We start from the raw sequence: 19,291 nt of genomic DNA on the forward strand, positions 1-19,291 counted from the left end.
CTGCAGTGGGCCCGTCGGTCAGTTGAGGTCGGAGGCCTTGTAGAAGCCGGAGTCGACGAGCTCCTTCTGCCAGTTGCCCTTGTCGACGCTCACGGGCTGCAGCAGGTACGCGGGCACGACCTTCGTGCCGTTGTCGTAGGTCTTCTCGTCGTTGACCTCGACCTTCTTCTTGTTCAGCGCCGCGTCGACCATGTTCGTGGCGACCTCGGCGAGCTTGCGGATGTCCTTGAAGACGGTCTGCGTCTGCTGGCCCGACTTGATCGACTTCACCGAGGCGACCTCGGCGTCCTGGCCGGTGATGACGGGCAGCGGCTTGCTCGCCGTGCCGTAGCCGTCCGACTTCAGCGCGGAGATGATGCCGATCGAGATGCCGTCGTACGGCGACAGGACCGCGTCGACCCGGCCGCTGGTGTACTTGCCGGTCAGGATGTCGTCCATGCGGCGCTGGGCGGTGGCGCCGTCCCAGCGCAGCGTGGTGACCTTGGTGAGCTCCTTCTGGCCGGACTTGATCACCAGCTGCTTCTTGTCGATGTACGGCTGGAGCACCTTCATCGCGCCGCCGAAGAAGTACCGGGTGTTGTTGTCGTCGTTGGAGCCGGCGAAGAGCTCCAGGTTGAACGGGCCCTTCTTGGAGCCGTCCTTCAGGCCGAGCTTCTCGACGATGTAGCTGCCCTGGAGCTCGCCGACCTTCTCGTTGTCGAAGGACGCATAGTAGTCGACGTCCTTCGTGCCGAGGATCAGGCGGTCGTAGGAGATCACCGGGATGTTGGCGTCCTTGGCCTGCTGGAGGACGTTGTTGAGCGACTTGTTGTCGATCGCCGCGATGATCAGGGCCTTGACGCCCTGCGTGATCATGTTCTCGATCTGTGAGACCTGCTGGTCGGGCTCGTCCTCGCCGTAGACCAGCTTGGTCTTGTAGCCCTTGGCCTGGAGGTCCTTGACGACGTTCTTGCCGTCGGCGATCCAGCGCTCGGAGGACTTGGTCGGCATCGAGATGCCGATGGTCGCGCCCTTGGTGCTGCCCCCCTTGTCCTCGCTGCCGCCCTCGCTGTTCTGGCCGCAGGCGGTCAGGGTCAGGGCGAGGGAGGAGGAGGCGGCTATGGCGGCGAGTGCGGCTCGACGGGTACGCATGATCATCATCCTTGATGTCGGTACGGGCTCGGTCCGGCACCGCGCGCTCCGTGGCGCCGATGGGAGGGAGACCGAGATAAAGGGCGTGTGGGATTGTGTGTGCCTGCGTCGGCTTTTGTGAAGGGGAGTTGGCCGGAACGTTATGAGGGCGTACCGAACCGACGCAGAGAGCCGGGCAGTCTGGAGCCGAGCGGCGCCATGTCGTCGCCCACGCCGTGCCGTTGGAGCAGGTCCAGCGCGAGTCTGCCGCGCCGCACCCGCTCCCGGGCGGTGGCCAGGGTCACATCGCGCAGGTGGTGCCCGTACGGGTAGATCGCCGGGGCCTTGGAGAGTCCGAACTTCAGGTACAGCGGCGCGCCGCGCCGGATCAACTCGGCGACCTCGTACATCCGTACGTAACCGCCGAGATCGTCGGGTGCCTCGATGTACATGTCCATCGGGGCGCCGGAAACCCGGCGGATCTCGGTGAGGTGATCGAGCGTCAGGTCGCTGGGCACGTTGACCGAGTCGGCGCCCAGGTTCTCGTACACCGCGTACGCGGCCGGGTTGACGGGCCCGATGAGGGCGCTCACCTTGAGGGTGGTGTCCGCCGGGATGATGCCGGCCGAGCGCGCCCGGTGCAGCGTCCACAGCACGCCCTCGTCGGCGACGAGCAGGCACTTGACGCCCAACTCCGTTGCCCGGACGGCGTCTTCGACACACCCGGCGACCGCGTCGTGACCGCGGGCCCGCAGGCCCCCGCCGCGCGAGTCGGTCCGGGTCGAGCCGCCGATGTCCCAGGTGCCGCGCGGACCGGTGAACAGGCAGAGCTCGATGTCGCGTTCGGCGGTGGCCTCGACCATCTCGGTGATCTCGGCGTCGGTCAGCATCCACACGCCGCTGCCCTGGCTGATCCGGTGGATCGGCACGTCGAGGCGCGAGGACTCCTTGAGGACGACGGCCAGCGCCTCGGGGCCCTCGCACGAGGGGATCTCGGTGCGCCAGCGGCCACCGCCGGGGAAGGTGTGCGGCGAGGCGTCGGCGGGGTCGAGGGCGGGCGCGCCCAGGCCGAGGGCGGTGAGCGCCTGCTCACCGGGCCTACGGGCTGCCGTGGTGGAAGCGTCGGTCACAAGGAGTCCTTAGTGTTCGGTATGTCGGACGAAGTTCGCGGCTCAGGGGACGGAAAGACGTGGGGTACGCCGGTCCAGGGGCCCGTCAGGTGACCGCCGGACCGGCGTACGTCTAGGGGCGCAGCAGCACCTTTCCGACCTTCGGATCACCGGACCCGACCAGCTCGATGGCGCGCGGGAACTCGGCCAGCGGCAACTCGTGCGTGACCAGCGGCAGCGGATCGAGCAGCCCGGCCGCGAACACCCGGACCGTGTGCGCCCAGGCGTCCGGCGGCGCTCCGAAGACGGTGTGCACCTCCAGCTGCCGTACCACCAGGTCCGTCGGGTCGAGCCCCTCGGCGCCCGGCGCCGGGATGCCCGTCAGGACCAGCCGCCCGCCGCGCCTGAGCAGCGAGGCGGCGGTGCGCGCGGCGGACGCGGACCCGGCGGTCTCGATGACGACGTCGAAGTCCTCGGGGAGTTCCTGGTCCTTGGTGCGGAAGTCCGTGGCGCCGAACTGGCGGGACAGCGCCTCCCGGTCGTCACGGGTGCCCACGACCAGCAGCTCGGCCGGGGAGCCCGCCTTCAGGAACTGCACGGCGAACATGCCCAGCGTCCCGGTGCCGACCACGGCGACCCGCTCGCCCGGCAGGGCGTTCGCCTTGATCGCGGCGGCCGCGATGCAGGCGGCGGGCTCCAGCAGGGCGCCCGCGGTCAGGTCGGCGTCGTCCGGCAGCACGTGCAGGAGGCGCGCCGGGAGGGTGAGCGTGGTGGCCATCGCACCCGGCTGGGTGAACCCGGTCTCCTCGTACCCCGCCGTGCACAGCGTCGTCTCGCCCGCGTGGCAGCGGTCGCACACCTGGCAGTTGCGGAAACCCTCCCCGACGACCTTGCGGCCGACCAGGGACGCCGGCACCCCGGCGCCGACGGCCTCGACCGTCCCGGACCACTCATGGCCCGGCGTGAGGGGGTAACGCACGTATCCCTCGGGCCGGTTGCCCTGGTACACCTCGCGGTCGCTGCCGCAGATGCCCACGGCGTGGACGCGCACCAGCGCCTCCCCGGCCTCCGGCCGCCTGGCCTCGTGCGAGGTCAGCCGGTGCTCGCCGGGCGCCTCGATGACGACGGCGGAGCTCACTTCTGGGTGCCCTTCGGCTTGCGCTGCTCCCAGCCTTCGGCCCACAGGTCGAAGCGGGCCTGCTGCTGCGGGAACTCGGCGGCCGCGTCCACGTCCAGCTCGACACCGAGACCGGGCTTGTCGGACAGGTGGAAGTAGCCGTCGATCACCTCGGGCGCTCCCTTGACGACCTTCTTGATCTCCGCGTCGGCGAAGTCGTTGAAGTGCTCCAGGATCTTGAAGTTCGGCGAGGAGAAGCCGACCTGGAGGGAGGCGGCGGTCAGCACCGGGCCGCCGACGTTGTGCGGGGCGACCAGCACGTAGTGGGTCTCCGCGGTGGCGGCCAGCTTCCGGGTCTCCCAGATGCCGCCGATGTGGCCGACGTCCGGCTGGATGATGTCGACGGCCTGGCTCTCGAACAGCTCACGGAACTCGATGCGATCGTGAATCCGCTCACCGGTGGCGACCGGGATGTCGACCTTGGCGGCGACCTTCTCCAGCGCCTTCAGGTTCTCCGGCGGCACGGGCTCCTCCAGCCACGCGGGCTTGAAGGGCGCGAGGTCCTTGGCCAGCCGGACGGCGGTGGCGGGGGAGAAGCGGCCGTGCATCTCCAGCATCAGCTCGGCGTCCGGCCCGATGGCGTCACGCACGGCCTCGATGAGGGAGACGGCGTACAGGCTCTGCTCGTGGTCGAGCTCGAAGTGCCCGGTGCCGAACGGGTCGATCTTGAGGGCCTTGTACCCGCGCTCCATCACGCCCTGCGCGGCCTTGTGGTAGGCCTCCGGGGTCCGCTCGGTGGTGTACCAGCCGTTGGCGTACGCCTTGACCTTGTCGGTGACCTTGCCGCCCAGCAGCTGCCACACCGGGACGCCGAGGGCCTTGCCCTTGATGTCCCAGCAGGCCATCTCGATGACGGCGATCCCGGACATCACGATCTCGCCGGCCCGCCCGTAGTCGCCGTACTTCATGCGCTTGACGAGGTCTTCGGTGGCGAACGGGTCCGAGCCCAGGATGTGATTGGTCTGTGCCTCCCGCAGATAGCCGATCAGCGCGTCGGTGTGGCCCAGCATCCTGGTCTCGCCGACGCCCGTGATGCCCTCGTCGGTGTGCACCTGGACGTAGGTCAGGTTGCGCCACGGCGTACCGACCACGTGTGTGCTGATTCCGGTGATGCGCACGGCAGTAGCCCCTTGCTGCGTCGTCTGCTTCGTTCAGTTCGGTGCGTGTGTTCGAGATTTCGTCACACGTTCGAAATGCTGGCGTGACAGTAAGGACGGTGTGAGGTGGGTGTCAATGGGTGTCGATGCGTCCACCGCATAACGGTTTCGACACTGCTTTCGGCAAGGCTTTCGACGGCGGTTTCGCCGCGTTGTCCCGACCTGGCCGCACGTGGCCACCCGGGGCGTCGGCTTCCCTACACAACTTTCACAGCTATGACTATGAGGGCCGTGTGAGAGGAACTTAATCTTCCACGCGTCATGGACTACTGCCAGCCGTGCCGCAGGCACCTCAACGGCGCTCTCGCCTGCCCGGGGTGCGGCGCATCCGTCGATCAGCTCCACACACACGCGACGCGGGATCACGCGCCCGCGTGGTCGGGGGCGGCGGGTGAGGGGTCGTTGGGTGAGGGGCCGGTCGCGGATAGCGCGGGGTCCTATGAGGCGTACGAAGCGGCCTACGAGGCCGCCTACGGACCCGGCAGGGTGGGCGACGGCGGATATTCCGGCGGGGCTCCCACGGCCGCGTACGAGGCCTCCTACGGCGCCGGGGCCGAGGTGTTCTCGTACGAGGGCGCGGCGGAGGCGGTGGCCCCACACGTCGCGGACCCCGCGGACGCCGGGGGAGAGGCACAGACGGTCGGCGACCGGGCCGAGGCGGTGGCGGAGCCGACGGGCGGCCGCGCGGCGCGTCGGCGCGCCCGGGGCCGTGGCGGCCGGGCGGTACCTGATCCCGAGGGGCGGCCCGAACGCGCCGACGAAAACCGGGAGTTGGACGGCGCTGGGGATACGGGCGACGCGGCGGAGTACGACGGCGACACCGGGTACGAGGACGACGACGCCGACGACGACCCGTACGCCTCCTCGGAAGGTGCGAGCCGCCGCGATCGCAAAGCCGCGGCGCATCGACGCCGCCGACGCAGGACTCTCTTGATCGTCGCGGGTTTCGTGCTGGCCGCGGGCGGACTGAGTCTCGCGGAACTCGGCATGGACGCCCCGGGCGACGCCCCGAAACCGGCCGCGGCCGGTGACGAGTCTGCGGCGGGCGACGCCTCCCCGGAGGCGGACGGGACGGGCAAGCCGTCGGGCACCCCGAAGGACGTCGGAGCAGGGGCGGCGGACTCGCCCTCCCCCGACCCCTCGGCGTCCCCGTCGGCCTCCGAGTCCGTCAAGGGCGACAAGGACCGTAAGGACGGTAAGGACGGCACGTCGGACGAGGGCACCGACCGGCCCAGCGACGGCGCCGGCACACCGTCCGACCCCGCCCCGGGCGGCTCTCCCACGGCCCCGGCCGGATCGGACCCGACCAGGGCCCCCACGCCCACGGCCGCCCCGACCACCGCGGACCCGAACCCGGAACCGCGCCCGACGCAGACCTGCGACCGCTTCCTGTGGTGGTGCACATGAAACGTTCGCTTACGTAAATCTGACAGCATTGCCCCCGGCGTTACGCCTCCGTGTGGACCATCCGCCGCAGCAGGTCCCGCAGTGCCTCGCGCTCCGTGTCGGAGAGGCCGGCCAGCGGCTGCCGGGCGAAGCGCAGGCCCTCCCGGAGTTCACGGGCCACGCGGCTGCCCTCCTGCGTGGCCGCCGCCAGCTTCACCCGCCGGTCCTTGGGATCGGTACGCCGCTCCACCAGGCCCCGGGCCTCCAGCCGGTCCACGATGCCGGTCACGTTCGACGGCTCGCACCTCAGCTTCTGCGCCAGCTTCCGCATCGGCAGCGGCTCCAGTGACAGCAGGCTGAGCAGCCGCGCCTGCGCGCCGGTCAGGGCGTGCTCCGCCGCGGCGTCCTCGTAGTCCTCGTAGAACCGGGCCACGACGTCGCCGATGAGCTCGACGACCTCCATGGTCAGCGCATCGGGACGGCGGGTCTTCTCGGGTGTGGCCATGCGATCCAGGGTACCCCGTTACTTGACAGCCTGAAATATTCAGAGGCATGGTTGTTTCAGGTACTGAAGCATTCGCAGGAAAGGCGCTACCTCTCATGTCCGACACCCCCACGCTCCCCTCCGCCGGCCGCGAATGGCGTCTGCTCAGCCGTCCCGTCGGCTGGCCCAAGCCCGAGGACTTCGAGCTGGCCGAGGCGGAGATACGGCAGCCCGGCCCCGGCCAGGTCCTGGTGCGCAACGAGTACCTCTCCGTCGACCCTTACATGCGCGGCCGGATGAGCTCCGCGAAGTCGTACGTGGCCCCCTTCGAGCTGGGCAAGGCCATGCAGGGCGGCGCAGTCGGCGAGGTCGTCGCCTCCGAGGCCGAGGGCATCGCCGTCGGTGACCACGTACTGCACTTCGGCGGCTGGCGCGAGTACGCCACCTTCGACGCCAAGCAGGCCGTCAAGGTCGACGCCGACGCCGCGCCCCTGTCGACGTACCTCGGTGTGCTCGGCATGACCGGCCTCACCGCCTACGCCGGGCTCCTGCGCACCGCCTCCTTCAAGGAGGGCGACACGGTGTTCGTCTCCGGCGCCGCGGGCGCCGTCGGCAGCCAGGTCGGCCAGATCGCCAAGCTGAAGGGCGCCGCCCGGGTCATCGGCTCGGCCGGCTCGGACGAGAAGGTCAAGCTCCTCGTCGAGGAGTACGGCTTCGACGCCGCCTTCAACTACAAGGAGGGCCCGGTCTCCGAGCAGCTGCGCGCCGCCGCCCCGGACGGCATCGACGTCTACTTCGACAACGTCGGCGGCGACCACCTGGAGGCCGCCATCGGCTCCCTCAACCAGGGCGGTCGTATCGCGGTCTGCGGGATGATCTCGGTCTACAACAGCACCGAGCCCGCGCCCGGCCCGAAGAACCTCGCCCGCCTCATCGCCACCCGCGGCCGCATCGAGGGCTTCCTGGTCGGCGACCACTACGACCTCCAGCCGCAGTTCGTCCAGGAGGTCGGCCCCTGGGTCGCGTCGGGTGAGCTCAAGTACCGCGAGACCGTCGTCGAGGGCATCGAGAACAACCTGGAGGCCTTCCTCGGCGTCCTGCGCGGCGACAACACCGGGAAGATGATCGTCAAGCTGTAGTTCCCGGGCCCGGACACTACAGAGGCCGCACCCCACGTCCAGGGGTGCGGCCTCCGTCGTACCAACGAACGGGTGGGGGCGGCGTCACGGCCGCCCCTCGCCCGGTTCGCGTTCAGTTGGCCAGGGCCGCCGTGTGCGCCGCTCTGACCAGCCGTTCGTTCTCCGGTGCCGCCCCGCCCGGGAAGGCCATCCGGCGGCGTGTGTAGCCGTACGCCAGCCCGCTGCGCGGATCCGCGAAGGCCTGCGAGCCGGCCGCGCCGCTGTGCCCGAACGCCCCGGCGCCCAGGAACGGGTACCAGGCGTCCGCCATCGCCTGGAAGCCGAGGCCGTAGGACCTGTGCGCCCGCGCCACCAGGTCGTACCCGACCGAGTGGATCTGCCCGACCTCGGCGACGGTGTCCGACTTCAGCAGCGGCGTCCGCCCGTCCACCTCGCTGATCGCCGCCGCGTACATGCCGGCGAGCCCGCGCGCCGCGCCGACCCCGCCCGCGGACGCCGGGCCCTTCGCGCGTACGGCACGGGAGTTGGCGTAGTCCTCCAGGGTCCCGGACTCGGGCACATGGTTGTTGAACGCGATGGAGGCCAGCGTGTGCGGGCCTCTCGGCACCGCGTCCAGGACGGCCTGCTGCGGCGCCGTCGGTGCCATCGGCTGCACCGGGCGGTAGCGGGGCTCCAGCGCCTGGGGCAGCCCCAGGAAGAAGTCCAGGGCGTGCGGGACGCGGATCCGCTCCTCGTACACTTCCTGCAGGGTGCGGCCAGTGGCCCGGCGTACCACCTCACCGCTGAGCGCGCCGATGACCAGGGCGTGGTAGCCGAAGGCGGTGCCCGGTCGCCAGAACGGCCGCTGGTCCGCGAGGCGTTCGGCCATCACCCGGTCGTCCGCCAGCTCCTGCGCGGTGAACCCGGCGTCGAGCCCGATGAGGCCCGCCCGGTGCGTCAGCAGGTCCCGCAGGGTCAGCGCGCCCTTGCCCTCGGCGGCGAACTCCGGCCAGTAGTAGGTGACTCTGCGGTCCAGTTCGAGGGTGCCGTCCTGCACCAGGAGCGCGACCACCAGGTGAGCCGCCCCCTTCGTCGACGAGAACACCCCGAACAGCGACCCCCCGTCGACGCCGTCGCCGGCCCACAGGTCGACGACCTTGCGGCCGTGCACATACGCGCACAACTGGCCCTCGTAGTCCGGGAGTTCCCCCGCGACGAACGCCGCGAACTCCTCCCGTACCCCCTCGAAGCCGTCCGCGACGGTGCCGTGGATCTCCTGCGTCATTCGCTCTCCTCACCTGAAACGCCACCCGCGTGTCCCCCCAGGGGGTGTCCGCCGTCCGGCGGTCGGGACGGTTCTCGCAGGAACGTTTCTCGTCGTGCGCACGCGTACCTCCTCCGGGGCTTCCTGCGATCGGTACGGCGGGGCGTGCCTGTTCGACTCAACCGCATCACATGCCGAGGGCGGGGGAGCGTGCCCCGGCGGCCGGTGACACCCCGGCAGGGCGTGGCCCGGCGACGGCGTGGGTGCGGCCCGCGCAACCGGCCCCGATAGGGTTTTCCCATGCGCGATCTCGGGGCTGGATTCAAGTACCTTCTGAAGGGCCAACGCTGGATGGCCGGCCACGGCAGGCAGTACGGCTTCGGTCTGCTCCCGGGCCTGCTCACCCTCCTCCTGTACGCGGGGGCACTCGTCGCGCTGGCCCTGTGGGGCGAGGACTTCGTCGCCTGGGCGACACCGTTCGCCGACGACTGGTCGAGCCCTTGGCTCGGACTCTTCCGCGGCTTCCTCACCGTCGTCCTGTTCGCCCTCGGCCTGCTCCTGTCGGTCGTCACCTTCACCGCGGTCACGCTGCTCGTCGGTCAGCCCTTCTACGAGAACCTCTCCGAGAAGGTCGACCGGGACGTCTCCCCGGACGGCACCGCGCCCGAGTCCGGGCTGCCGCTCTGGCGTGAGCTGTGGATCTCGGCCCGCGACAGCCTCCGTATCGTGCTGCGCGCCGCCGTCTGGGGCGTCCTCCTCTTCGCGTGCGGCTTCGTGCCGGTCGTCGGCCAGACGGTCGTCCCGGTGATCGGCTTCTTCGTCACCGGGTTCTTCCTCACCGAGGAGCTCACCGCGGTCGCCCTCCAGCGCCGCCGGGTCGAACTGCGCGACCGCCTCGCCCTGCTGCGTGCCCGCAAGACCCTGGTGTGGGGCTTCGGCACCCCGCTCGCCGTGGCCTTCCTCGTGCCCTTCGTCGCGGTCTTCCTGATGCCGGGCGCGGTCGCGGGCGCCACCCTGATGGCCCGCGACCTGCTGGGCGAGGAGTCCGGCGACGCCGAGGAGGACGCCGACGGCGACGTCAGTCCGCTTCCGCCGCCACCGTCAGGATCGACCGCACCTGGACGATGATGTCCAGCCGGTTGCGCACGAACCCCGGGTCGGTCACGGTGCCGCTCGCCGGATCGGTGTTCCCGGCCCCGAACTCCAGCACGGGCGTGTGCACATGCCCGCCCGGCAGCACGTCGTGGAGCCCGAGCCGGTCCCGCAGCAGCGTGGCCCGGTAGGCGATCTCGTTGGACAGGTAGTCCCCGCCGCCGCCCTTTCGGGCGGCCGATCCGGGCGTCGGCCCGTCCGGCCGTACGACGGGGCCGGTGCCGCCCGCCGGGACCTCGGTGACCTCGGTGTTGTCGTACACCGGGAACCGTCCGGTGCCGGCGGCCACGATCTTCGCGTACGGCAGGGTCGTCGTCGTCCACTGCGGCTGCGAGGCCGGGTCGGTGACCGGGACCGGCCCGGTCACGCCGATGCCGTCGTTGTCCGCGAAGCCGCCCCGCCAGGCCCCGTTGGTCCGCTCCACGTCGAAACGGCCCACGCGGCCCTGGCTCACGGTGGTGAAGAGGTCCACCTTCCTCAGGTACGGCCGCAGCGTCCGCTCCACCGTCTGGTCCGTGAAGTCCTGCCAGCGCACCGGGAACACCACGGTCTCGATCCGCGCGGGCCCGTCCGCCGTCTCGATCACCGTGCCGTCGAGCGCGAGTGCGGTGGCCCCCGACGGGTTGGAGATGCGGATGTCCCGGTCCAGCGTGAACGGATCGAACCCGGTGACCAGGATCCGCTTGGTCTTCTTCCCGCCCTGCGGAAGCCGCACGCTGGTCTGCCCACGCGAGGTCCGCTCCAACTCGTCCCTCAGCGCGTCCCGTTGAGCGTCGGACAGGCCGAACCCGGGCTCCCAGGTGCGCACTTCGCGGGTCATCGCCAGTCGCGCCCAGTACAACGGCCGGTCGTCGTCCCGGCTGAGATCCCCGCCCGCCGGCCCCCGCCCCTGCGCCCGGTCCACGGCCCGCCGCCACAGCGCAGACCCCTCGCGTACGACGATCTGCCGGGCCCGCGGGTACGACCGCGCGCCGCTCAGCGCACGCGCGAGCGCCGGTGCCACGGCGTCGAACCCGGAACGCCGAAGGATCTCCCGGGGCACGGCACGGTCGAGCCGCTGCTCCTCGACGCTCGGCGCGGGCGCTGTCTCCACGGCGCTCGCGGTCGTCGGGGCGGCGAGGCCGGCCATCAGGGCGAGGCCGAGAACGCCGGCCCGAACTCGTAGGGAATGCACGGAGGTTGTGTCCTTCCGTCGCGGTGGGGGGACTGGCGCAGTATCGCCCGACGGACGTGGATCACGCCATGGTGGAGCGCGGTGCTGGCCGTGGTCGCGGCAGCCGGGTGATACTGCCGCCCATGAAGCCGGCCAACCTGGGCGTTCTCTTCCTGATCGAGCTGGGCGCCCTCGTGGCCGCCGCCTGCTGGGGGTTCACGCTCGACGCGTCCGCGCCGGTGACGTGGCTGGTGGGCCTCGGCGCTCCGGCCGCACTGATCGTGCTGTGGGCGCTGTTCGGGTCACCGAGGGCCCGGTTCAAGACGCGCGGTGCGGGCCGGGCCCTGTTCGAGACGGCGTGGTTCGGGGCGGGTGTCGCCGCGCTGTTCGCCGCCGGGGCATGGCAGTGGGCGGTCGCCTTCGCCGCGCTGTGCGGGGTGAGCAAGACACTGGCGGTCGTCTGGGGCCAGTAGGGCTGCCGTCCTCCTGGGGCCGCCTCACTCCTCGCCGAGCAACCGCAGGAAGTCCCGGAACGCCCCCGGCATGTCCACCGCGTCCGGGTCCAGCAGCCACTGGTACTGCAGACCGTCCATCACCGCGACGATCAGCGGGGCCGTGCGCTCCGGCGTGAGCCCGTTCGGCAGCCGGTCGCCGTACTCGGAGCGCAGCACCTGCGTCATGTTCGCCCGCACCAGCGCGTACCGCTCGGTGAAGTAGCCGCGCGTCGGATGATCCTCCGTCACGCTCTCGCCGAGCAGGGCCGAGAAGGTCTGGACGATGCCGGGCCGCGTCGCGTTGTACTCCACCAGCGAGGCCAGCAGGTCCAGCCGCAGCGGCCTGGGCGGAACCGCGTCCCAGCGGTCCCGCTCCTTCAGCACGGCGACCAGCAGGGCGTCCTTCGTCGGGAAGTAGTGCAGCAGCCCCTGCTGGGTCAGCCCCACCCGCTCCGCCACCGCCGCGAGGCTCGCCCCCCGGTAACCGCGCTCCGCGATCACCTCCAGTGCGGCCGTGACGATCGCGGCCCGCCGCTCCTCGCTCCTGACTCTCGCCCTCATTCCGTCACCGTACGACACCGCACCACACCGAAAGTAACGTATCGATAACGAAACCTACCGATCTACAGGCAACCGATGCAGGATGAGGGGGACCGCACGGACTTCAACCAGGAGGCGCCGCCATGACGGGAACCCCGACATCCCCGGACATCGAGGAAGCCGTCGAGGCCGCCCTCGGCAAGCTCGACCTGGACACCAAGACCCGACTCCTGGCCGGTCAGGACATGTGGTCCCTGCCCGCCGTGCCGGAGATCGGCCTGGGGTCCCTCGTCATGTCGGACGGCCCCATCGGCGTCCGCGGCGTCCGCTGGACCGCCGGTGACCCGTCCGTCGCGCTGCCCTCCCCGACCGCGCTCGCGGCCACCTGGGACCCCGCCCTCGCCCGCCGGGCCGGCACCCTGCTCGCCCAGGAGGCCCGCCGCAAGGGCGTCCACGTGCTCCTCGCCCCGACGGTCAACCTGCACCGCTCCCCGCTCGGCGGCCGCCACTTCGAGGCCTACAGCGAGGACCCCCTCCTGACCGGGGAGATCGGCACCGGCTATGTGCAGGGCGTCCAGTCCGGCGGTGTCGGCACCACCGTCAAGCACTTCGTCGCCAACGACGCCGAGACCGACCGCTTCACCGTGAACAACCTGGTCGGCGAACGCGCCCTGCGCGAGCTGTACCTCGCCCCCTTCGAGGCGATCGTCGAGAACGCCCACCCCTGGGGCATCATGACCGCCTACAACTCGGTCAACGGCACGACGATGACCGAGCACCACCACCTCGTCAACGAGGTCCTACGCGGCGAATGGGGCTTCGACGGCGTCAACGTCTCCGACTGGACCGCCGCCCGCGCCACCGTCGGCGGCATCGAGGGCGGCCTCGACCTCGCCATGCCCGGCCCCGACACCGTCTACGGCGAAGCCCTCGCCCAAGCCGTGCGGGACGGCGGCGTCGAGGAGTCCACGGTCGACGAGGCCGTCCGCAACGTGCTGCGTCTCGCCGCCCGCGTCGGCCTCCTGGAGGGCACCGCCCCGGCCGTCACCGACCTCCCCGAGACCGTGGACGGCGAGGAACTCGTCCGCGAGATCGCCCGGCGCGCCTTCGTCCTGGCCCGCAACGAGGATGCGGCCCTGCCCCTGCGGCCCGGGACCACGGTCGCGCTGATCGGCGCCGCCGCCCGCGACGCCCGGGTCCTCGGCGGCGGCTCCGCGACGGTCTTCCCGGCCCGGGTCGTCTCCCCCCTCGACGGCCTCACCGCCGCCCTCCCCGACGGCACCCTCAGCTACTCCGTCGGCGCCGACCCGAACACCGAACTCGCCGTCGCGGACAAGGGGTTCGAGCTGCGCGCCGTCTGCCGTGACGAGGCGGGCACCGTCATCGGGACCGGCGCCGCACCCACCGGCGCGCTCACCTGGATGGGCACCGACCTCCCCGACGGCGTCACCCTCGACGCACTCCACAGCGTGGAACTGACCGGCACCTTCACCCCGCGGGAGAGCGGCCCGCACACCTTCGGCATCAAGGGCATGGGCGCCTTCACCCTCACCGTGGACGGCACGACCCACTTCGACGCCGTCCAGCGCCCCGCCGACGACGCCGACCCCTTCGCGACCTTCTTCGAGCCCCCGCAGCCCCAGGCCCAGGCCGAACTCACCGCGGGGCAGCCGGTCGAGGTCTCCCTCACTCACGTCGTCGCCCTCCCCGAAGGCCCCGGCTTCAAGTCCATCGTCTTCTCTCTCGCCCACCAGGGCCCCCAGCGCGACCCCGACGAGCTGATCGCGGAGGCGGTGGCCGCCGCCCGGGCCGCCGACACCGCCGTCGTCGTGGTCGCCACCACCGAACGCGTCGAGTCCGAGGGCTTCGACCGCAAGGACCTGCGCCTGCCCGGCCGTCAGGACGAGCTCGTGCACGCCGTCGCCGCCGCCAACCCCCGCACCGTCGTGATCGTCAACTCCGGCTCCCCGGTCGAGATGCCCTGGCGGGACGAGGTCGCCGCGGTCCTGCTGAGCTGGTTCCCCGGCCAGGAGGGCGGCGCCGCCCTCGCCGACGTGCTCACCGGCGCGTACGAGCCCGGCGGCCGACTGCCCACCACCTGGGGCGCCCTGGCCGACGCCCCGGTCACCCAGGTCGTCCCGGTGAACGGCGAACTCCCCTACAGCGAGGGCGTGTTCATCGGCTACACCGCCTGGGAGAAGGCGGGCAGGACACCGGCGTACCCCTTCGGACACGGCCTCGGCTACACCGACTGGACCTACGAGTCCGTCGAGGTCCACGGCACCACCGTGAAGGTCCGCGTCCGCAACTCCGGCGAGCGTGCGGGGCGTGAGGTCGTCCAGGTCTACCTGGCCCCCACCGAGCCGGGTCCGGACCGCCCCGCCCGACGACTGGCCGGCTTCGCGGGCGTCACGGCCGCCCCCGGCGAGACGGCCGAGGTCACCGTCCAACTCCCGCGCCGCGCCTTCGAGATCTGGGACGACGGAGCCTGGTCGTTTGTGAAGGGTTCGTACGAGATCCAGGTGGGCCGCTCGATCACGGACCGCCGGCTCACCGCGACCATTAACGTCTGATCCGGGACAAGTCTCCCCAAGAACAGCCCCGGCCCGGGACCTGACACCTGGGCCGGGGCTCACGACGTTCACCGGGGCCCACCGGGGAGCGGGCGACTCTAGCGCACCGAGAACCCGTACACCGTCTCCGACCGGAACGCCTCACCCGGCCGCAGCACCGTGCTCGGGAACTGCGGCCGGTTGGGGGAGTCGGCGAAGTGCTGGGTCTCCAGCGCGATGCCGTCGCCGGGCGCGAAGGGCTCGCCCAGGTGATCCGCGGTGTACAACTGGAGACCCGGCTCGGTGGTCGCGACGGACAGGACCCGTCCGGACGCGGGGTCGTACAACTCGGCCACCTCCACGGGGTCCGGCGTCACACCCTTGTCGAGCACGAAGTTCTGGTCGTACCCGGCGCCGGTTGGGCGCGCCTCGCGGAAGTCGAACCGGGTGCCCGCCACCTCCGCCAGGGCGCCGGTCGGGATCCGGTCCGCGTCGACGGGTGTGTACCGGGAGGCGGCGATCCGCAGCTCGTGCCCGCCCGCGTTCCCGGACCCGCCCAGGTTGAAGTAGCTGTGGTTGGTGGGGTTCACGACGGTCGGCGCGTCGGTGACCGCCTCGTAGACGATCCGCAGCGCCCCGGACCCGGTCAGGGTGTAGGTGGCCGAGATCTCCAGGCGCCCCGGGAAACCCTCCTCGCCGTCCGCGCTGACCCGGCTCAGACGCACACCGTGCTCGACGGGCCGCACGTCCCACACCCGCTTGTCGAAGCCCTTCTCGCCGCCGTGCAGGGTGTTGGGCGGCTCGTTCAGCGGGAGCGCGTACGTCCGGCCGTCCAGGGTGAAACGGCCGCCCGCGATCCGGTTCGCGTACCGTCCCACCAGCGCGCCGAAGTACGGCTCGGGGTGGGTCAGATAGCCGTCCAGGTCCGCGAACCCCAGCACGACGTTCACCACGCGCCCGTCCCGCCCCGGGACCTCCGCCGACTGCACGATCCCGCCGTACGACAGGATGCGTACCCGGACCCCCGCCCGCTCCAGGGTCCAGCGATGGACCGGAGTGCCGTCGGAAAGTGTGGCGAAGAGTTCGTTCATGTGCGGAACTTTAGGTCACCCCCGCGGGCCACACCGGGTCACGCCTTCTTCCCCGTGACCGCCCGGTAGGCGATCTCCGCCAGCCGCGCCTGTCCGTTCACACTGGGGTGGAACCAGTCCCACTGGCTCAGCTGGCCGGTGCCGAAGCGGTAGTCGTGCACCGCGCCCCCGTCGAAACGGCAGTGCCGGTCCTCGGCGCAGACCTTCGCCAGGACCTTGTTGTAGTCCTCGACCCGCCGCTCCACGGTGTCCCGCCGCTCGGTCGCCGCCGCGTCCACCGCGTCCGCGTCGCCCAGCATCGACGGGCAGATGCCCAGCTTCCAGACCTGCTTGCCCACCGGGTTGGTCCGCCCCTGGGACCACAGCCGCTTCAGGTTCGGGACACTCGCCACATACACCTGCGTCCTGGGCGCCGCCCGGCGCAGGGTGCGCATCGCGGCCTCGAAGTCGGCGCGGAAGTCCGCCACCGGCGTCATCGCCGAGGTGCTGGCCCGGCAGGCGTCGTTCGCCCCGACCATCACCGCCACCAGCCCCGGCTTCCTGGCCGCCGCCTGCCCCATCTGACCAGGCAGGTCCGCCATCCGCGCCCCCGTCACCGCGTAGTTCCAGCTCCGCTCGGCAGCCTTCGCCCTCCCCAGCAGCCGTACGGCGAGACTGTCGACCTTGGCGCTGCCGCCCGTCGCCCACGACACCTCGGGGCAGTCCGTCAGGACCGCGCACGCGTCGAAGCCGCGGGTGATGGAGTCGCCCACGGCCGCGACCGAGGCCGGGCTGCTGTCCCAGGCGGGCGTCGGCTTCGCCTTGTGCGCGCCGGTACCACTCGGCCCCGGCGTGTTGCCGCCGACGGCGTCACAGCCGGTGACGCCCAGAACGGTCGCCGCCAGCACGGCGAGAACGGCACGCGAGCGATGGCCCTGCTTCCGCATCCGGTTGGTCTCCTCGGTGGTCGGGGTGGAGCGTGTGGTCGCGTGCGGTGCCGTCGGTCGTTGTGCCGTCTGTCCTCGTTGTCGTGTGTCCCGTCTGCCGTCTGCCGTCTGCCGTCTGCCGTCTGCCGTCTGCCGTCTGTCGCCGTGTCGTCGGGGACGGCGGGGATGGTGGAAAACGTCGTCCGTCCATAACAACGCGTGGGAGTTCCCGAGGGGCGGCACGCAACGGTTCGCACCCGTACTAGCGTCCTGCCGGGTGAATGGCGGGCGTTTCCGGGCATCGGGACGGACAGTACGTCACACTCCTTGCGCCCCCGCACGGTAGCCTCGCCATCAACGTGGCTGCCCGCCACTGACTGCCGTCCGCCAGTTCGCAAGATCCCGCTCTGCCCGGAGGTCCCGGTGACGACACGTGGAGTTCTGTACGTGCACTCCGCGCCGCGCGCGCTGTGCCCGCACGTCGAGTGGGCTGTCGCCGGGGTGCTCGGCACACGCGTCAACCTCGACTGGATCCGGCAGCCCGCCGCGCCCGGCACCTGGCGCTCGGAGTTCTCCTGGCAGGCCGAGGTCGGCACGGCCTCCAAACTGGCGTCCGCGCTCAGAGGATGGCACCTGCTGCGCTTCGAGGTCACCGCGGAGCCCTGCGCCACCGCCGAGGGCGAGCGCTACAGCTGCACCCCCGAACTCGGCATCTTCCACGCCGTCACCGGCATCCACGGCGACATCCTGATCCCGGAGGACCGCCTGCGCGCCGCGCTGACACGGTCTCAGCACGGCGAGACGGATCTGGAGGCGGAGATCGCCAAGCTGCTGGGCAAGCCCTGGGACGACGAACTGGAGCCCTTCAGGTACGCAGGCGAGGGCGCCCCCGTGCGATGGCTCCACCAGGTCGTTTAAGGGGCGCGGGGAACTGCGCGAACACCCCCCACGGCCCGCACCCGGCATCCGACAGAACGCACCTAGGGGCGCGGGGAACTGCGCGAACACCCCCTACGGCCCGCACCCGGCATCCGACAGAACGCACCTAGGGGCGCGGGGAACTGCGCGAACACCCCCTACGGCCCGCACCCGGCATCCGACAGAACGCACCTAGGGGCGCGGGGAACTGCGCGAACACCCCCCACGGCCCGCACCCGGCATCCGACAGACACCAGAACGGCGAATGGCCCGATCTCCCCTGGGAGACCGGGCCATTCGCCGTTCACGGCACTGTCAGACCGAAGGGCACTGTCACACCGAACGGAACGCCAGCACCACGTTGTGCCCGCCGAACCCGAACGAATCGTTCAGCGCGGCGATACGGCCCTCCACCGGCAGCTTGCGAGCCTCACCGCGCACGATGTCCGCGCTGGCCTCCGCCTCCGGGTCGAGGTTCTCCACGTTGATGGTCGGCGGAGCCACCCGGTGGTACAGGGCGAGGACCGTCGCCACCGACTCCACACCGCCCGCGCCACCCAGCAGGTGACCGGTCATCGACTTGGTCGCGGAGACCGCAATGTGGTCCGCGTCGTCGCCGAACACCTTGCGCAGCGCCTTCAGCTCGGCCACGTCACCGGCCGGCGTGGAGGTCGCGTGCGCGTTGACGTGCACGATCTCCGCCGGGTTCAGGTCGGTGCGCTCCAGCAGGTTCTGCAGGGCCTTCGAGATGCCACGGCCCTCCGGCTCGGGCTGCACGATGTCGTGGGCGTCGGCGGAGATGCCCTGCCCGACCGCCTCGGCGTACACCCGGGCACCGCGCTTGGCGGCGTGCTCGGCGGACTCCAGGACGATCACACCGGCACCCTCGCCCATGACGAAGCCGTCACGGGCGGTGTCGTAGGGACGCGAGGCGCCCTCGGGGTCGTCGTTGTTCTTGGACATCGCCATCATGTTGCCGAACGCGGCGATCGGCAGCGGGTGGATCGCCGCCTCCGTGCCGCCCGCGACGACGACGTCGGCACGGCCGGTGCGGATCATCTCGATGGCATAGCCGATGGCCTCGGCACCCGAGGCGCAGGCGGAGACCGGCGTGTGCACGCCCGCCCGGGCGCCCACGAGCAGGCCCACGTTGGCCGAGGGGCTGTTCGGCATCAGCATGGGGACGGTGTGCGGGGAGACGCGGCGGACGCCCTTCTCCTTCAGCACGTCGTACTGGTCGAGCAGGGTCGTCACGCCACCGATGCCGGAGGCGATGACGGCGCCGAGCCGGTCGGCGTCGACCGCCCCGTCAGACCCGTCCTCACCTGCCTTGCCGGTGAAGCCGGCGTCCGCCCACGCCTCCTTGGCCGCGATCAGCGCGAACTGCGCCGAACGGTCCAGGCGGCGGGCCTGCGGCCGAGGGATGACCTCGGTCGGCTCGACGGCGATCTGCGCGGCGATGCGGACCGCCTGGTCGGCGGCCCACTCCTGCTCAAGGGGCTTGACGCCGGACTTGCCGGCGACCAACCCCTCCCACGTGGAAGCTGCGTCGCCACCCAGCGGTGTGGTTGCGCCGATACCGGTGACGACCACGGTGCGATTGGTCGGGCTCACGGGAATTCTTTCTCCAACGGATCGGGAGGACTACCCCCGACGATGCGGGGACATACGGCGCCACCGC

At 71.3% G+C, this 19,291-nt stretch carries 17 protein-coding genes; 6 read left to right on the forward strand and 11 right to left on the reverse strand.

Features of this window, described 5'->3' with window-relative positions; translation table 11 throughout:
• Nucleotides 1–18: 18 nt before the first annotated feature.
• The 4 genes from chvE to ABZ027_RS10440 all read right to left on the reverse strand — a co-directional run bounded on the left by chvE (nt 19) and on the right by ABZ027_RS10440 (nt 4,514).
• Nucleotides 19–1,131 (reverse strand): multiple monosaccharide ABC transporter substrate-binding protein, encoded by a 1,113-nt coding sequence (gene chvE / locus ABZ027_RS10425; RefSeq protein WP_356766418.1) that lies wholly within the window; start codon nt 1,129–1,131, stop codon nt 19–21.
• A gap of 140 nt (nt 1,132–1,271) precedes the next feature.
• Nucleotides 1,272–2,240, reverse strand: coding sequence for a hypothetical protein (locus tag ABZ027_RS10430; protein WP_356766420.1), 969 nt, complete (start codon nt 2,238–2,240; stop codon nt 1,272–1,274).
• Nucleotides 2,241–2,352: 112 nt separating this feature from the next.
• Nucleotides 2,353–3,357, reverse strand: a complete 1,005-nt coding sequence (locus tag ABZ027_RS10435) for an alcohol dehydrogenase catalytic domain-containing protein (protein ID WP_356766422.1) — start codon at nt 3,355–3,357, stop codon at nt 2,353–2,355.
• A complete protein-coding gene (locus ABZ027_RS10440) occupies nt 3,354–4,514 on the reverse strand; it encodes a mandelate racemase/muconate lactonizing enzyme family protein (RefSeq protein ID WP_356766424.1) in 1,161 nt (386 codons plus the stop codon). Before ABZ027_RS10440 ends, ABZ027_RS10435 begins: the two co-directional genes overlap by 4 nt.
• A gap of 441 nt (nt 4,515–4,955) precedes the next feature.
• On the opposite strand from ABZ027_RS10440, the gene ABZ027_RS10445 reads away from it, so the two are divergent.
• On the forward strand, nt 4,956–5,960 hold the full coding sequence (locus ABZ027_RS10445; protein WP_356766426.1) for a hypothetical protein: 1,005 nt from the start codon (nt 4,956–4,958) through the stop codon (nt 5,958–5,960).
• 40 nt (nt 5,961–6,000) lie between these two features.
• Here the strand turns inward: ABZ027_RS10445 and ABZ027_RS10450 are convergent, their stop codons facing one another.
• The gene (locus ABZ027_RS10450; RefSeq protein WP_356766428.1) at nt 6,001–6,444 is read right to left on the reverse strand and encodes a MarR family transcriptional regulator; all 444 of its coding nucleotides are present in this window, start codon (nt 6,442–6,444) and stop codon (nt 6,001–6,003) included.
• Between the two features lie 95 nt (nt 6,445–6,539).
• Between ABZ027_RS10450 and ABZ027_RS10455 the strand changes: the two genes are divergently transcribed.
• Nucleotides 6,540–7,562 carry an NADP-dependent oxidoreductase gene (locus ABZ027_RS10455; protein WP_356766430.1) on the forward strand — a complete coding sequence of 341 codons (1,023 nt, stop codon included), beginning with the start codon at nt 6,540–6,542 and terminating at the stop codon, nt 7,560–7,562.
• 112 nt (nt 7,563–7,674) lie between these two features.
• Here ABZ027_RS10455 and ABZ027_RS10460 read toward each other — a convergent pair whose 3' ends face one another.
• The gene (locus ABZ027_RS10460) at nt 7,675–8,826 is read right to left on the reverse strand and encodes a serine hydrolase domain-containing protein (protein WP_356766432.1); all 1,152 of its coding nucleotides are present in this window, start codon (nt 8,824–8,826) and stop codon (nt 7,675–7,677) included.
• Nucleotides 8,827–9,105: 279 nt separating this feature from the next.
• On the opposite strand from ABZ027_RS10460, the gene ABZ027_RS10465 reads away from it, so the two are divergent.
• Complete coding sequence (locus ABZ027_RS10465) at nt 9,106–9,933, forward strand: EI24 domain-containing protein (RefSeq protein ID WP_356766434.1); 828 nt, start codon at nt 9,106–9,108, stop codon at nt 9,931–9,933.
• Here ABZ027_RS10465 and ABZ027_RS10470 read toward each other — a convergent pair.
• Nucleotides 9,884–11,131 (reverse strand): pyroglutamyl peptidase, encoded by a 1,248-nt coding sequence (locus ABZ027_RS10470; RefSeq protein ID WP_356766436.1) that lies wholly within the window; start codon nt 11,129–11,131, stop codon nt 9,884–9,886. The two genes, ABZ027_RS10465 and ABZ027_RS10470, sit on opposite strands and share 50 nt — an antisense overlap.
• 122 nt (nt 11,132–11,253) lie before the next feature.
• Here ABZ027_RS10470 and ABZ027_RS10475 point away from each other — a divergent pair, with 122 nt between their 5' ends.
• On the forward strand, nt 11,254–11,583 hold the full coding sequence (locus tag ABZ027_RS10475) for a YrdB family protein (RefSeq protein WP_356766438.1): 330 nt from the start codon (nt 11,254–11,256) through the stop codon (nt 11,581–11,583).
• A 24-nt stretch (nt 11,584–11,607) separates the two neighbouring features.
• Here ABZ027_RS10475 and ABZ027_RS10480 read toward each other — a convergent pair whose 3' ends face one another.
• Nucleotides 11,608–12,183 (reverse strand): TetR family transcriptional regulator, encoded by a 576-nt coding sequence (locus ABZ027_RS10480; protein WP_356766440.1) that lies wholly within the window; start codon nt 12,181–12,183, stop codon nt 11,608–11,610.
• 104 nt (nt 12,184–12,287) lie between these two features.
• Here ABZ027_RS10480 and ABZ027_RS10485 point away from each other — a divergent pair, with 104 nt between their 5' ends.
• Nucleotides 12,288–14,717, forward strand: a complete 2,430-nt coding sequence (locus ABZ027_RS10485; RefSeq protein ID WP_356766442.1) for a glycoside hydrolase family 3 C-terminal domain-containing protein — start codon at nt 12,288–12,290, stop codon at nt 14,715–14,717.
• A 98-nt stretch (nt 14,718–14,815) separates the two neighbouring features.
• Here the strand turns inward: ABZ027_RS10485 and ABZ027_RS10490 are convergent, their stop codons facing one another.
• The gene (locus ABZ027_RS10490) at nt 14,816–15,787 is read right to left on the reverse strand and encodes an aldose epimerase family protein (protein WP_356766444.1); all 972 of its coding nucleotides are present in this window, start codon (nt 15,785–15,787) and stop codon (nt 14,816–14,818) included.
• A gap of 38 nt (nt 15,788–15,825) precedes the next feature.
• Entirely contained in the window at nt 15,826–16,713 is an 888-nt protein-coding gene (locus tag ABZ027_RS10495; RefSeq protein WP_356766445.1) for an SGNH/GDSL hydrolase family protein, read from the reverse strand.
• Nucleotides 16,714–17,115: 402 nt separating this feature from the next.
• Here ABZ027_RS10495 and ABZ027_RS10500 point away from each other — a divergent pair, with 402 nt between their 5' ends.
• The gene (locus tag ABZ027_RS10500) at nt 17,116–17,610 is read left to right on the forward strand and encodes a DUF3145 domain-containing protein (RefSeq protein WP_356766447.1); all 495 of its coding nucleotides are present in this window, start codon (nt 17,116–17,118) and stop codon (nt 17,608–17,610) included.
• A gap of 333 nt (nt 17,611–17,943) precedes the next feature.
• Here the strand turns inward: ABZ027_RS10500 and fabF are convergent, their stop codons facing one another.
• A complete protein-coding gene (fabF, locus tag ABZ027_RS10505; protein WP_356766449.1) occupies nt 17,944–19,224 on the reverse strand; it encodes a beta-ketoacyl-ACP synthase II in 1,281 nt (426 codons plus the stop codon).
• Between the last annotated feature and the right edge of the window lie 67 nt (nt 19,225–19,291).

Source organism: Streptomyces sp. NPDC006332 (genome assembly GCF_040612855.1).
Lineage (GTDB): Bacteria > Actinomycetota > Actinomycetes > Streptomycetales > Streptomycetaceae > Streptomyces.

Bases quoted from the DNA above. Each gene is read 5' to 3' on its own strand.
- chvE (WP_356766418.1), bottom strand. From the start codon at position 1,131: ATGCGTACCCGTCGAGCCGCACTCGCCGCCATAGCCGCCTCCTCCTCC.
- ABZ027_RS10450 (WP_356766428.1), bottom strand. From the start codon at position 6,444: ATGGCCACACCCGAGAAGACCCGCCGTCCCGATGCGCTGACCATGGAG.
- ABZ027_RS10455 (WP_356766430.1), top strand. From the start codon at position 6,540: ATGTCCGACACCCCCACGCTCCCCTCCGCCGGCCGCGAATGGCGTCTG.
- ABZ027_RS10460 (WP_356766432.1), bottom strand. From the start codon at position 8,826: ATGACGCAGGAGATCCACGGCACCGTCGCGGACGGCTTCGAGGGGGTA.
- ABZ027_RS10465 (WP_356766434.1), top strand. From the start codon at position 9,106: ATGCGCGATCTCGGGGCTGGATTCAAGTACCTTCTGAAGGGCCAACGC.
- ABZ027_RS10475 (WP_356766438.1), top strand. From the start codon at position 11,254: ATGAAGCCGGCCAACCTGGGCGTTCTCTTCCTGATCGAGCTGGGCGCC.
- ABZ027_RS10485 (WP_356766442.1), top strand. From the start codon at position 12,288: ATGACGGGAACCCCGACATCCCCGGACATCGAGGAAGCCGTCGAGGCC.
- ABZ027_RS10490 (WP_356766444.1), bottom strand. From the start codon at position 15,787: ATGAACGAACTCTTCGCCACACTTTCCGACGGCACTCCGGTCCATCGC.
- ABZ027_RS10495 (WP_356766445.1), bottom strand. From the start codon at position 16,713: ATGCGGAAGCAGGGCCATCGCTCGCGTGCCGTTCTCGCCGTGCTGGCG.